The organism is Peptacetobacter hiranonis (assembly GCF_008151785.1).
GTDB classification, from domain to species: Bacteria; Bacillota; Clostridia; order Peptostreptococcales; family Peptostreptococcaceae; genus Peptacetobacter; species Peptacetobacter hiranonis.
On record NZ_CP036523.1, the window covers coordinates 286,853 to 301,621 of the forward strand.

Consider the following 14,769-nt stretch of genomic DNA (forward strand, 5'->3'; position numbering starts at 1 on the left):
AAAATATAACATAGGAGGTGAAAAAGTGGAGAGAATAGAGGGATTAATAACAGATATAGTATTTCAAAATGAGGACAATGGATATACAATAGCAAAACTTACAAATGAGGACGGAGAGATTTCTGTAGTAGGATGTATGCCTACTCTTTCTGTAGGTGAAACTGTTGAAGTTGAAGGAAAATGGGGAAGACATAAGGTATATGGGAATCAGTTTGAAGTAAGTACCTTCGTGCCTGTTACACCGACATCTATTGAAGGTATTAGGGTATACCTAGCATCTGGAATGATTAAAGGTATAGGTGAAAAAATGGCCAATAAAATAATTGATAAATTTGGTGTAGATACGTTGGATGTTATACAAAATGCTCCAGAAAGACTTCAGGAAATAGATGGTATAGGAAAGAAAAAAGTTGCTCAGATTGTAGAAAGCTATGAAGAGGATAGAGAACTTAGAAAAATAATTCTTGAATTAGCTCCATTTGGAATAACTCCAAACCTATGTTTAAAGATATATAAAAAATACAATAATAGAGCCATGAAGCTAATAAAGTCAAATCCATATAGACTTGCCGAGGATATTAGAGGAATAGGATTTAAAATAGCTGATAACCTAGCTCAAAAGATAGGTATAGAAAGAGATTCTAAGGATAGAATTTGTCAGGGAATAATATATGTCTTAAAAAAGGCTCTTGGAGAAGGACATACATTTCTTCCAGAAAAAGAAGTAGAAAAAGAGGCAGTAAAACTTTTAGGAGTTGAAATTGATAAGATAGATAATTGTCTACTAGATTTGGCATATGCTCAAAAGATTAAGCTAGACAAAGTTGGAGATTTTCTGCTTGTATACCTTATGAATTATTACTTAGCAGAAAATGGTGTGTGCAAGAAGCTTATAGAGCTTGCAACTTTTGATTTTAAGAAAGAAAAGAAAATCGACGTAGATGCTGAAATAGAGGCTGTAGAAAAGGCTGAAGGTATAAAGCTAGCTAATAGGCAGAGAGAGGCTGTTACAGAGGCTCTACAGAGCGGTGTAAGTGTTATCACAGGTGGACCAGGTACAGGTAAAACAACTACCATAAATACTATAATAAAGATATTTAAGCGTCAAAAGAAGGAAGTAGTACTTGCAGCGCCAACAGGACGTGCAGCTAAAAGAATGAGTGAAACGTCTAATGAAGAAGCTAAGACAATACACAGACTCCTTGAAATGGGATACTCTACAGATGACGATTTAGTATTTTTTAAAAATGAGGACGAGCCAATCAAGGCAGATGTAATAATAGTCGATGAAGCGTCAATGATAGATATTTTACTTATGTTTAGTCTAGTAAATGCAATAAAACCAGGTACTAGATTTATAATAGTAGGAGATAGTGACCAGCTTCCATCAGTAGGCGCAGGAAATGTTCTTAGAGATATAATAGATTCTCAAGTTATTAAAGTTGTAAGACTTGACGAGATATTTAGACAGGCTCAGGAAAGTATGATAATAGTCAATGCACATAAGATAAATAATGGAGAAGCACCATATCTAAATGCAAAAAATAAGGACTTCTTCTTTTTAAATGCAGCTACAAATGAAGAAATAATGAACACTATAATAGGGCTTGTAGAAACAAGATTGCCTAAGTTCTACAAAGTAGATCCATTAGAGGATATACAGATTTTAAGCCCTATGAGAAAAGGTGATATAGGTGTTACAAATATGAATATAATTCTACAGAGATACCTAAATCCACCATCAGAAAGAAAGGTCGAAGTTACTCTAAATAAAAGGATATTTAGAATTGGCGATAAAGTAATGCAGATAAAAAATAACTACACAAAGAGCTGGAAAAATGAGGACGAAACAGAGAACGGCGAAGGTATATATAATGGAGATATTGGATATATTTACTATATAGACAAGAATAAAAAAATTATCTACGTTATGTTTGAAGGCTCAAGAATAGTTGAATATAATTTTGAAGAACTTGACGAACTAGACCACAGTTTCTGTACAACAATACACAAAAGTCAGGGGAGTGAATTCCCTGTGGTAGTAATACCAATAGCATGGGCGCCACCTATGCTATTATCGAGAAACCTACTTTATACAGCTATAACTAGGGCAAAAAAATTAGTTGTACTAGTTGGAGATGTTAGATATTTAAAACAGATGATTCAAAATAATAGAGTGAATGCTAGATATTCAAACCTAGCTCTCAAACTTAACCGGATAAAAAGAGAAGGAGTGCTAGTATAGTTGAATTATCTATCATTGATTATGGATTTTTTCTTTCCACAAAATATAACCTGTTTAATATGTCAAAAGCCTATAGATCCAAATAATACGTATTCTCTTTGTAAGGATTGCTTTGAAGAAATGACATTTATCAAAGAAGAGTGCCACAAATGTGGCAAACCTGTTATAAATAGGATAAATTTTGATAAGAGTGATGACGAAGAGGATAATCTTGCAGATGAGGATATTAAGGAAATTGAGGATAATTGTATAATTTTGACGGGAAATAATGAGTTAAAAGATGCAGTAAATCTCAAAATTGACGATGATGAGGAATATATTTTAGAAAAATTTGAAGAGTATAGAGAAGGATACGGAAAGGTAGAAGAAAAAAAGATAGAATACTCGAGATGTAAATTCTGTGAGAATAAGAATTTTTACTTTGATAGGGCAATATCCTGCATAGAGTATTGTGATAAGAGTAAGGTGTTAGTGCTTTCGTTGAAGTACTATGGAAATACGTATATGTCTAGATATATTGCCCAGGTAATGAGAGATAAGTTGGAATTTGAGCAGCTTTCTGCGGATTATATAATACCAGTACCTCTGCATAAAAAGAGAATGAGGATTAGGGGATTTAATCAAGCAGAAAAAATTGCTAGTTATATTTCTGAATATACAAATATACCGATAATAGACTGTGTAAAGAGAAATAGAAACACAAAAAGACTATATGCGCTCAATAAATTTCAACGTGAAAAAGAATTAAAAAATGCTTTTGAAGTTAAAGGTGGCAGCGAGAAAATAATAGGAAAGAGGATAATACTAGTCGATGATATATTTACCACAGGAACTACTGTAAATGAGATTTCTAAAAAGCTTAAAATATACGGTGTAGATGAGATAATAGTTTTGACATTCTTGACAAGAAATATAGATTAATCTAGGGAAATATTTATTAGAATAAAGAAAAATATTGACGAGTTAAGATAAATATATTAAAATATGTAAAGATGTTCAGGTCTGTGGTTGAAAGTCCAAGCCAGTCGCAGGCAAAGGGATCCACGTAAGCTAGTCCTAAAAGCGGGGCAGTGATCATAGTGCGGCCTAGAAGTAAGACCTACCGATATTCAAAAATAAATTCCAATCGAGAGAGAGTAGTAGTGATGCGAACCAGAGCGAACCCTCCAGTAGGGAGTATATGAAAAAAAGTCTGTAAATTTAATCGCCTTCTATGGTAATATCAAATTAATCATAGGAGGCGATTTTTTATGGGCAGAAAGAAAAGAGAACCATTAAATCCAGAAAAGAAAAATATAATAGCGGAGCTAATTAAAACATATGAAATTAAAACCGCTCAAGACATTCAGGATGCACTTAAAGATCTTTTAGGTGATACTATTCAAGAGATGCTTGAATCTGAAATGAATGAGCATCTTGGATATGAAAAATATGAACGTGGTGAAAATACCAATTCAAGAAATGGATATAAAACAAAAAGAGTTAGATCTGGAATGGGAGAATACGAAATTGATGTTCCTCAAGATAGAGATTCCTCTTTTGAACCTCAAATTGTCAAAAAAAGACAAAAGGATGTTTCTGAAATAGAGCAAAAAATAATAAATATGTATGCTTTAGGCATGAGTAATAGAGATATAACTTCTCAAATAGAGGATATTTATGGATTTGAACTATCTGAAGGAATGATTTCAGATGTAACTGATAAAATAATACCTAAAATCGAAGAATGGAAATATAGACCTCTTGAAAGTGTATATCCTGTTGTATATATAGATGCTATCCATTTCTCTGTTAAAGAAAATGGTTCTGTTAAGAAAAAAGCTGTCTATGTAATTCTTGGTATAAGTTCCGAAGGATACAAAGAAATTCTAGGATTGTATATTGGAGATACTGAAAGCTCTAAGTATTGGTTTTCTGTGCTAAATGAATTAAAAAATAGAGGTGTAAGAGATATTTTAATCGTTTGTGCTGATGGACTATCAGGAATAAAAGAAGCGATAAGCTCCGCTTTTCCAAATACTGAATATCAAAGATGTATTGTTCATCAAGTTAGAAATACATTAAAATATGTATCATACAAAGATAGAAAGGAATTTGCTAATGATTTAAAAACAATATATCATGCCATTAATGAAGAACAGGCTCTAGCTAATTTAGAACGTACTTCAGAAAAATGGAATGAAAAATATCCAAATTCTATGAAATCTTGGTTTAGTAACTGGGATTCAATTATACCGATATTTAAATTTTCACCAGAAACTAGAAAGGTAATTTATACTACAAATGCCATTGAAAGTGTAAATTCGCAGCTTAGAAAAATAAATAAAAAAAGAACTGTTTTTCCAAACAAGATTTCCTTAGAAAAATCACTATATCTATCAGTTGAAAAAATAAGCAAAAAATGGAGTATGCCTATTAGAAACTGGGGATATATTTATGGAGAACTTTCAATAATGTATGAAGATAGATTGTAATAATTAAAAAAGTCAAGAAAGCCGGCTTTTTTAGCTGGTTTTCTTGACTTGCAACAAAATAAATAATATTATGTTTTAAAGGGCGTTAGCCATTTATTCATAAATTATTTTAAGTCTATTATACTACCTAACGGTAGTTTAAGCCATAGAGGGCTTATTTACAGAAAAAATTTTATATACCCCCAGTAGGCGAGTGTGGGGGAAAAGACCAGGTCAGCTGAATATCTAAAAAAAGAGATGAAGCAAATGCTTCATCTCTTTTTTTGTTTATTTATTTTTCTTTTACTACGAAATATTCTTCTGGTTTTTCTTCTGGAGCATCTTCAGGTAGACCTTTTTCTTTTTTAGGACTTCCTTTTACTTTATGCCATTCATACCATCCGCCATCGTAAACATGGATATCTTCCCAACCCATTGCTTCTGCGTAGAAGTATGTTTCACTAGCTCTCCAACCAGTACCACAATGGAATGAAACTTCTTTATCTGGAGTTATTCCCCATTTATTCCATCTTTCTTCCATTAACTCATAGTTGAACATAGTATTATCTACATTTCTAAAGTCTTCCATGCTATAAGGATCTGAACCTGCATATCCAAAACGAGAATTAGCTATATCACCAGCTTCTCCTATATAAGTATATCCACTAACTTTACAAGTGTATTCATCCCAACTTCTTATAGATGCTACAACAGCTTTATCAGGATTTTCAACAACTTTTAATTCTTCGTCATAATCATATATAACATCAGGGTTCTGAGGAACTTCTGCTCCAAAATCAACTTTTTCTGGTGTATTAGTTCCTTCTTCAAGTTCTCTTCCCTGAAGTTTCCAAAGTGTTTTTCCACCATTTAATATACGTATATCTTTAACACCAGCATATTTCATTATTAGAGCAGCTCTTGCAGCAGCAGTAGTTGCTGGTGTAGTAGCATAAAGAACTACAGTAGTGTCTTTAGTTATACCTAGATTTTCTAAATCTTTTTTGATAACATCATCGCTATTTCTATTCCAGAATTTTAACTGTTCTTCAAGAGGAACGGCGTCATATTCTGCTAAAGCTCTTAAACCAGGAAGGTGATTGAATGTATCTTTAACATTTACAGCACCTTTTATGTGTCCGCCTTCATATTCTCCCTCTTCACTACCAAGAGACATCTCAACTATTTTAAAATCATTACCATTATAAGTTTCAGGATTTTTACCATCGATTAAATCTTGTACCCACTGTGGATGAACGTACATACTATATTTTGGAAGAGAAGCAGTTTCTTTTTTTGCTTCAACATATGAGTTGTAACCACCTTCTAAAATAGATAAATCAGTGAATCCTAGTTCCTGATATTTTTTTGCATCTTCTTCTGATACAGTATCGTTGCTATAAAGAACTGTTTTTTTAGAAGTGTCAAGGTGTCTTCTTTCTAATTCTAATTTCATTTCAGTTCCGATAGCAGAATCTTTAGAAAGATCCATATCTAACCAAGTCTCTGGGAAGTCTACAGCTCCCTTGATGTGTCCACCTTTTCCATCCTCAGTATTCCAACCAATGAACTGTTCTTCGCCTCTTATATCTACTACCTGCATAGATGAAGGATCTAGTTCATCAACAGTTATAGTAGAGATAGAGCCAGATGTGTTTGTTGCTTCTTTTTCTTCTTCTTTAGGGGAACATCCAACAACAGAGAATGCTAATGCAGAAGATAAAAGAAGAGCAAGAATTCTTTTGTGCATAATAATTACCTCCAAATTATTTTTTATTAAAGTAATTTACAATATACTTGATTATTAACAGAATAAAAAAAGAAAACCGATACATTAAGATTGTATTAGTAGAATTATTCTGTATAAAGGAAGTATAAGCATTACTAAAATATTCAAAGAAAGATAAGCCACCTATAAATTCTTTATTGAATATATAGAAAATGGCGAAAGATAAAGGTTTTACTATAAAAGTAAATGCAATTACAGATATAATATATTTTAAAAAATTTTTAAAAATACTATCAGAACTTTTGTACCATATTAAACCAATTAAGAAAGCTTCTAATATTTGAAATACAAGAGTATAAATAATAGTACCAGAACCCATTCCAATATTATTTAGAATTATGCTAGCAAGAGCAGCATAAATTGCACCTGCAATAGGTCCTAATGTAGACGAAATTATTGCGGCTGGAATAATATTAGATGAAATAAATATGGGTGCTGAAGTATACATAGGTAAAATTGCATTTAATCCAGTTATTATAAGTGCAAATAAAATAATTAAAAGGATGACCTTTTTTGATTTACCTTCAATAGAATTCAATATATCAACACTCCTTTAAATATAAAATTTTAATTGAATTTACATAGATATTTTCAATGAAAATTGTAAATTAAATAGATAACAACATAATAGAATAAATATAAAATTTTTACAATATAGTATATAAATAAAAATGTGAAAATATGTAAAAATTTTTAAAAATTAGGTAAAAACAATGTAAAAAATAATTAACAATTTAATAACAATACAAACAATTTTCTGTGGAAAAATAAAAAGCTACACTCAAGTAATATACACAAAAAATTACTTATCAACAAACTTATCCACACTATCAACAGAATAATATCCACATTATCCACGAATATGTATGTAAAAATAACTATTAAAAATAGAACTTCTCTACAAAATTGTCAGAAAAAAATAAAAATTTATTCAAAAAAAGAAGGGAATGTTAAATATATGTAGAATATATATAACAAGAAATAAATATCAAGCGATTACTTTAAAAGTATAGAAATATTAGCTTGATACCGAAAGGAGAGGTAGTTATGAAACTTACTATATCTGGAAAACAAATGGAATTAACTCAGGGAATCAAGGACAATATAGAAAGCAAATTAAGTAAATTAGATAAATATATAAGTCCTGATACAGATGTAAAAGTTACTGTAAGCGCTAAGAAAGGAAGACACAAAATAGAAGTAACTATAGCTCCTAAAAATGGTCATGTTATAAGAGCAGAAGAATCTCAGGAAAACTTATATCCTGCAATAGATCTTGTTGTTGATAAATTAAAAATACAGCTTAAAAAATACAAAGATAAAATGCAGAAGAGACATCAGGAAAACAAGAGTATAAGATTCGATAGCCCAGAAATAAATGACTCTATATTAGAAGAAGACTTAGAAGATTTTGAAGATGAATTATTCATAATCAAAAGACGTAAAAGAATAAACATCAAACCAATGAGCGAAGAAGAAGCAGTTCTTCAGATGGAATTAGTTGGACACGATTTCTATATATTCAGAAATGATGAAACTGACGAAATAGCTCTAGTTTACAAACGTAAAAATGGTGGATATGGTATAATAGAACAGGAAGAATACTAAAATATCATATATAAATTGATTATATTAAAAGTTTATACATAAAAAAAGAAGCAAGCTTTTTAGCTTGTTTCTTTTTTTGTCTATTTTTTTCAAAAGTAAATATTTAATATTATGTTAAAAGTATGTTTGCTAAATGTAAAGTTATTTCAATACAATTCGACAAGTTGATAGAAAAAATCTATACTATAATTATATACTTAATCTATTTTTCAAATTTTCATACATACACCTTTTTTTTATGGTAAAATGAAAGATAGCATAAAATTAGAATATGTAAAAATATAACATAAATTAGTTCGAAGGAGAGATTGAATTATGGGTTTTTTAGATAGCCTGTTTAATATGGCCGATAGAAAAGATTTAAAAAAATTCGAAAAAACAGCAGACCTTATAGAATCATTAGAGCCAAAATTTGAGGCAATGAATGATGAAGAATTAAGAGGAATGACTGATAAATTTAAAGAAAGATTAGCTAATGGCGAAACAGTAGATGATATACTACCAGAAGCATTTGCAGTTGTTAGAGAAGCTTCAAAAAGAACATTAGGGCTTAGACACTACAAAGTTCAGTTAATAGGTGGTATGGTACTTCACGAAGGTAGAATAGCTGAGATGAAAACTGGGGAAGGTAAAACTCTTGTTGCTACTTGTCCAGTATATCTTAATGCCCTTGAAGGAAAAGGGGTACATGTTGTAACTGTCAATGACTACCTAGCAAAACGTGACCGCGATCAGATGGCAAAAGTATACGAATTCTTAGGAATGACAGTAGGTGTTATAGTACATGGTCAGAGTCCAAAAGTTAGAAAAAAACAGTATGATTGTGATATAACTTACGGAACAAACAACGAATTTGGTTTCGACTACTTAAAAGACAACATGGTAATTCATGAAGAACAGATGGTTCAGAGAGAATTAAACTATGCTATAGTCGATGAGGTCGACTCTATATTAGTCGATGAAGCAAGAACTCCACTTATAATATCTGGACCTGGGGATAAATCAACTCATTTATACACAGATGCAAATACATTTGTAAATACTTTAAAACCAGATGATTATGAACAGGAAGAAAAAGATAAAGCTGTTTCACTTACTGAATCAGGTGTTAAAAAAGCGGAAATGTACTTCAATGTTGATAATATAACTGATGTAGCTCATACAGAATTATATCACCATATAAATCAGGCTTTAAAAGCTCACGTTATAATGAAGAGAGATGTTGACTATGTTGAAAAAGACGGTGAAATAGTTATAGTTGACGAATTCACAGGACGTCTAATGTTTGGTAGAAGATACTCAGATGGACTTCATCAGGCTATAGAAGCTAAAGAAGGATTAAAAGTTCAGAGAGAATCTAAAACTTTAGCTACAATAACATTCCAGAACTACTTCAGAATGTACAAAAAATTATCAGGAATGACTGGTACTGCTAAAACAGAAGAAGAAGAGTTCAAAGCTATATACAAAATGGACGTATTCCAGGTACCTACAAATAAACCAATGGTAAGAGAAGATTTACCAGATACAGTTTACAAAAGTACAAGAGGTAAATTCAATGCTGTTGCTGATGATATAGCAGAAAGACATGCTAAAAAACAGCCAGTTCTAGTAGGTACAGTTTCAATAGAAAAATCTGAAATACTTTCAGATATATTAAGAAAAAGAGGAATCAAACACGAGGTTCTAAATGCAAAATACCACGAAAAAGAAGCAGAAATAATAGCTCAGGCTGGTAGATTAGGTGCCGTTACAATAGCAACTAATATGGCTGGTAGGGGTACAGATATACTTCTAGGTGGTAACCCTTCATTCATGGCTATAAAAGAAATGAAGAAAATGAACTTCACAGAAGAAACTATAAACAGAGTAAATGCAGCTAATGAAGTAGCTGGTGTTGAAGAAAATGAAGAATTAGATGCAGCTAGAAAAACATACCAGAAATTATACAAACAGTTCAAAGAACAGACAGATGCTGAACAGCAGGAAGTTCTTGCAGCTGGAGGTCTTTGTATAATAGGTACAGAAAGACACGAATCAAGACGTATAGACAACCAGTTAAGAGGTCGTGCCGGTAGACAGGGTGACCCAGGTTCTTCAAGATTCTATATAGCACTTGATGACGATTTAATGAGATTATTCGGTTCTGAAAGAATACAGGGACTAGTAGATAAAATAGGTTTAGAAGAAGATATGCCAATAGAACATAGAATGCTTACTAAATCTATAGAATCTGCTCAGAAAAAAGTCGAAGGTAAAAACTTCGGTATAAGAAAACACGTCCTAGAATACGATGACGTTATGAATAAACAGAGAGAAATCATATACAAAGAAAGAAGAAGAGTTCTTGCTGGAGAAAACTTACAGGAACAGATACAGGATATGATTCACTCTATAATAGTAGATGCAGTTGATGAATTTGATTTAGAAACTGGATTTAATTCAGAAGAATTCAAAAAACATATGTACAATAAATTTATGCCAGTTGGAAGTCTTGAAGATATAGACTTTACAGGACTAAATTCTATAGAATTAGCTGAAAAAGTTAATGAAAGAGCAATACAGCTATACACTATAAAAGAAGAAAATATAGGTTCAGATAGAATGAGAGAAGTTGAAAGAATAGTACTTCTTCAGTCTGTTGATAACCATTGGATAGACCATATAGATGCTATGGATCAGTTACGTCAGGGTATAGGACTAAGAGCTTTAGGACAGCAGGACCCAGTTATAGCCTACAAAATGGAAGGTTTCGATATGTTTGACGATATGAACAAACTTATAAGAGAAGATACAGTTAAGTTCTTATTCAATATAACTGTTGAAGTTCCAGCTGAAAGAAAAGCTGTAGTAGATGTAGATAAATTAGAATCTCCTGATACAGAAGGAACAGGTAAAAAGCCAGTTGTAGCTGATAAAAAAGTAGGAAGAAATGATCCTTGTCCTTGTGGAAGCGGTAAAAAATATAAAAACTGCTGTGGAAGATAATAAGATAAAGGCAATTTAGGAGGATATAATGCTAAATGTGCAGGAATACAGACACGAATTAGATGCGATGTCTGAAAATATACAAGAATTGAGTGTTTCTCTTTGACATAGAAAGACTCAAAGAAAAGATAATAGAAAACGAGCAAGATATGGAAAGACAGGATTTTTGGGAAGATAATGAAAATGCACATAAAGTTCTTCAGGAAAACAAAAAACTTTGTGAGACTGTAGAAAAATTTGAGCAGCTTCAAAAAAATCTTGAAGATATAGAAGTCTTAATTGAGCTTGGACTTGAAGAAGACGATTCAGAAGATATAGAGAAGGAAGTTTCTGATTCTATAAATCAATTAAAAGATGTAATAGATGAGATGACTATTCAGACGCTTTTAAGCGGTGAATACGACAAAAATAATGCAATAGTGTCTATAAATGCTGGTACTGGTGGACTTGATGCTCAGGATTGGGCTCAGATGCTTCTTAGAATGTATATAAGATGGGCAGAAGGTAGAGACTACAAGGTTAAGCTTTTAGACTTAATTTCAGATCCAGAAGCTGGTATAAAAACAGCTGTAATGCTTATCCAGGGAGATAATGCCTATGGATATTTAAAGGGAGAAAAAGGAGTACATAGAATTGTAAGAATTTCTCCATTTGACCCTTCTGGAAAAAGACACACATCTTTTGCATCTGTTGATGTAATTCCAGAATTAGATGAAAATATAGAGGTAGAGATAAATCAGAGCGATTTAAAAATAGATACATATAGAGCATCTGGTGCAGGTGGTCAGCATGTAAATACTACAGACTCTGCTGTTAGAATAACTCATCTTCCAACGGGAATTACAGTTCAGTGTCAGAATGAAAGGTCTCAGCACCTTAATAGAGAAGTTGCGATGAGAATGCTTATGGCTAAGCTGATTGATATTAAGGAAATGGAACAGAAGGAAAAGATAGAAGATTTACAGGGCAAATATACTCAGATAACATGGGGTAGCCAGATAAGATCTTATGTTTTCCAGCCGTATAAAATGGTAAAAGACCATAGAACTAATACGGAAACTGGAAATGTTGATGCTGTGATGAATGGAAATATTGATATATTTATTAATTCGTATTTAACTCGGAAAAAATTAAGTAAGTAGAAATAAAGAAGGGAGTAACTCAATAACACTGGCGCCTCTACAGGCGACGGGCGTGTTATTTGAGTTAGCTCCCTTCTTTTTGTTTACAAGTTCTAAATCTTTTTACTGAGTTAAAATACGAATTAAGTAAATATATTAGACATAATGGGGAGGTTAGAGAAGTTTGTTTCTGTTGTTTAAATTTAAAGGAAATATTTTCTGTTAGTGAAATAAGTGAATATAATTTTTGTTTTTTGAAGTATAATATTAGTTATAGTAAATGATTTTAAGATGGGAGTGACCTAGGTGGATATTAATAATATTTTGAAGGAAGAGTTCAGCCTAAAGGATTTTCAGGTTGTTAATACTATAGAGCTTATTGATGAGGGGAATACTATTCCATTTATTGCGAGATATAGGAAGGAAAAGACTGGTGAGATGAGTGATACTGTTCTTAGACAGTTCCACGAAAAACTAGTTTATCTTAGAAATTTAGAATCAAGAAAGGAAGATGTTATTAGGCTTATTGATGAGCAGGGGAAATTGACTAAGGAGATTTCTAAGGCTGTTGAGAAGGCAAATACTCTTCAGGAAGTTGAGGATGTTTACGCACCATTTAAGAAGAAAAAGAGAACTAGAGCATCTATTGCTAAAGAAAAGGGCTTAGAAAAACCTGCACTTGAGATAATGTATGGTAAAACTGATGACGTAGATGGACTAGCTAGCAAGTATATAGACGAAGAAAAAGATTTAAAATCTGTAGAGGATGTTTTAAAAGGTGTTAATGATATAATAGCTGAGATTGTTTCAGATGATGCAGAAGTTAGAAAATATTTAAGAGAGAATGCAAGAAATAGAGGTAGAGTTGTATCTAAGGGAAGTTCTGATGAAAAGACTGTTTACGAAATGTATTACGACTATTCAGAGCCTGTTAAATACATAGCGCCACATAGAATATTAGCTGTAAATAGGGGAGAAAATGAAAAAATCTTAAAGGTTAAGATAGAGATAGACGACGAATATGTAAAAGGTTGGATAGAAAGAAGATATACTAAAAAATTATCTGGAAAATGTAGGGAAATAGTTGTTGAAGCTATAGAAGATGCGTATAAGAGACTTATTTTCCCTGCGATTGAAAGAGAAATAAGAAATGAGCTTACAGAAAAAGGTCAGGAAAGAGCAATAAGTGTGTTCGGGAAAAACTTAAACAGCCTACTTCTTCAGCCACCTATACATGGTAAAAATGTTATGGGATTTGACCCTGGAATTAGAACCGGATGTAAGATTGCAGTAGTTGATAGAAATGGTAAATTCTTAGACTCAGCGGTTGTGTTTGTTACAGGAAGTCAGGCTAAAAAATCTGAGGCAGAAAAGGAATTAATTGGATTAATTAAAAAACACAATATAGATATAATAGCTATTGGAAATGGTACAGCTTCTAGGGAATCTGAAGCATTTGTTGCAAAGATGATAAAAGATAATAATTTAGATGTTAAATATGTTATTGTAAGTGAAGCAGGGGCATCTGTATATTCCGCTTCAGAATTAGCAGCTAAAGAACATCCAGATATCAATGTATCTATCAGAGGTGCAATTTCTATAGCTAGAAGAATTCAGGATCCGCTTGCTGAGCTTATAAAAATAGATCCAAAGAGCATAGGTGTAGGTCAGTATCAACACGATATTAATGGAAAAAGACTTGAGGAAGTGCTAGATGGTGTTGTAGAGGATGCGGTAAATAGTGTAGGTGCGGACTTAAATACAGCATCTGCATCGCTTTTAGAGCATGTTGCAGGAATTAGCTCAGCTGTAGCTAAAAATATCGTAGCATACAGAGAAGAAAATGGAGAATTCAAATCTAGAAGTGAAATTAAAAAAGTAAGTAAACTTGGTCCAAAAGCATTTACACAGTGTGCGGGATTTTTAAGAATTCCAGAAGCTAAAAATCCTCTTGATAATACAGGAGTTCATCCAGAAAGTTATGCTACTTGTGAAAAAATGCTAACTGTACTTGGATACTCTAAAGAGGATATAAAAAATGGAAATTTAAAGGATATAGATGAAAAAGTTAAGGCTGTGGGATTAACTAAATTAGCAGAAGAACTTGAATCAGGTGTTCCTACAATAAAAGATATAATTGTAGAGATTAAAAGACCAGGTAGAGACCCTAGAGAAGATGGTATGAAGCCAATTCTTAGAACTGATGTGCTTAGCATGGATGATTTAAGAGATGGAATGGTGCTTAAAGGTACTGTTAGAAATGTTGTAGATTTTGGTGCATTTGTCGATATAGGTGTTAAAACTGATGGACTTGTTCACAAGAAAGAAATGGGCGTAAAGGTAAATGATCCTATGGAAGTTGTATCTGTTGGGGATATAATCGATGTTAAGGTTGTAAATGTTGACAAGGAAAAAAATAGAATAGCATTAAGTATGAATGTATAAATAGAAAAAGACTGCTAACAAAATAATGTAGCAGTCTTTTTATTTGATAACACTGAAAAATTCTAATATAATATATTATGAAACAGTATGCAATGATATATTGAAGTTGTATAATAGTAT

General features: G+C 32.1%; 9 protein-coding genes. 7 read left to right on the forward strand and 2 right to left on the reverse strand.

Going from position 1 to position 14,769, the window contains the following annotated elements; translation table 11 throughout:
* The first annotated feature begins 25 nt into the window (after nucleotides 1-25).
* The 3 genes from recD2 to KGNDJEFE_RS01750 all read left to right on the forward strand — a co-directional run bounded on the left by recD2 (nucleotide 26) and on the right by KGNDJEFE_RS01750 (nucleotide 4,719).
* Entirely contained in the window at nucleotides 26-2,245 is a 2,220-nt protein-coding gene (gene recD2, locus KGNDJEFE_RS01740) for an SF1B family DNA helicase RecD2 (RefSeq protein ID WP_006438943.1), read from the forward strand.
* A 21-nt stretch (nucleotides 2,246-2,266) separates the two neighbouring features.
* Complete coding sequence (locus KGNDJEFE_RS01745) at nucleotides 2,267-3,166, forward strand: ComFC family protein (protein ID WP_006438944.1); 900 nt, start codon at nucleotides 2,267-2,269, stop codon at nucleotides 3,164-3,166.
* Nucleotides 3,167-3,495: 329 nt separating this feature from the next.
* Nucleotides 3,496-4,719 carry an IS256 family transposase gene (locus tag KGNDJEFE_RS01750; RefSeq protein WP_148881764.1) on the forward strand — a complete coding sequence of 408 codons (1,224 nt, stop codon included), beginning with the start codon at nucleotides 3,496-3,498 and terminating at the stop codon, nucleotides 4,717-4,719.
* Nucleotides 4,720-4,990: 271 nt separating this feature from the next.
* On the opposite strand, the gene KGNDJEFE_RS01755 is transcribed toward KGNDJEFE_RS01750, so the two are convergent.
* Nucleotides 4,991-6,448 carry a rhodanese-like domain-containing protein gene (locus KGNDJEFE_RS01755; protein ID WP_006438945.1) on the reverse strand — a complete coding sequence of 486 codons (1,458 nt, stop codon included), beginning with the start codon at nucleotides 6,446-6,448 and terminating at the stop codon, nucleotides 4,991-4,993.
* Between the two features lie 16 nt (nucleotides 6,449-6,464).
* Nucleotides 6,465-7,025, reverse strand: coding sequence for a hypothetical protein (locus KGNDJEFE_RS01760; RefSeq protein WP_006438946.1), 561 nt, complete (start codon nucleotides 7,023-7,025; stop codon nucleotides 6,465-6,467).
* 509 nt (nucleotides 7,026-7,534) lie between these two features.
* On the opposite strand from KGNDJEFE_RS01760, the gene hpf reads away from it, so the two are divergent.
* From hpf to KGNDJEFE_RS01780, 4 genes are all read left to right on the forward strand, one after another.
* Nucleotides 7,535-8,095, forward strand: coding sequence for a ribosome hibernation-promoting factor, HPF/YfiA family (gene hpf, locus KGNDJEFE_RS01765; protein WP_040410169.1), 561 nt, complete (start codon nucleotides 7,535-7,537; stop codon nucleotides 8,093-8,095).
* A gap of 315 nt (nucleotides 8,096-8,410) precedes the next feature.
* Entirely contained in the window at nucleotides 8,411-11,083 is a 2,673-nt protein-coding gene (secA, locus tag KGNDJEFE_RS01770) for a preprotein translocase subunit SecA (protein ID WP_148881769.1), read from the forward strand.
* Nucleotides 11,084-11,111: 28 nt separating this feature from the next.
* Nucleotides 11,112-12,225, forward strand: a protein-coding gene (prfB, locus tag KGNDJEFE_RS01775) for a peptide chain release factor 2 (protein ID WP_207634913.1) whose coding sequence is annotated in 2 segments (ribosomal slippage) — nucleotides 11,112-11,186 and nucleotides 11,188-12,225 — 1,113 coding nt in all. Because the reading frame shifts where the segments join, the coding sequence is not laid out codon by codon here.
* A 285-nt stretch (nucleotides 12,226-12,510) separates the two neighbouring features.
* The gene (locus KGNDJEFE_RS01780) at nucleotides 12,511-14,649 is read left to right on the forward strand and encodes a Tex family protein (protein ID WP_006438951.1); all 2,139 of its coding nucleotides are present in this window, start codon (nucleotides 12,511-12,513) and stop codon (nucleotides 14,647-14,649) included.
* The last annotated feature ends 120 nt before the right edge of the window (nucleotides 14,650-14,769 follow it).

What these genes read in the sequence shown, in the direction of transcription:
- KGNDJEFE_RS01750 (WP_148881764.1), top strand. Translation starts at nt 3,496, where the DNA reads ATGGGCAGAAAGAAAAGAGAACCATTAAATCCAGAAAAGAAAAATATA.
- KGNDJEFE_RS01745 (WP_006438944.1), top strand. Translation starts at nt 2,267, where the DNA reads ATGGATTTTTTCTTTCCACAAAATATAACCTGTTTAATATGTCAAAAG.
- KGNDJEFE_RS01755 (WP_006438945.1), bottom strand. Translation starts at nt 6,448, where the DNA reads ATGCACAAAAGAATTCTTGCTCTTCTTTTATCTTCTGCATTAGCATTC.
- hpf (WP_040410169.1), top strand. Translation starts at nt 7,535, where the DNA reads ATGAAACTTACTATATCTGGAAAACAAATGGAATTAACTCAGGGAATC.
- secA (WP_148881769.1), top strand. Translation starts at nt 8,411, where the DNA reads ATGGGTTTTTTAGATAGCCTGTTTAATATGGCCGATAGAAAAGATTTA.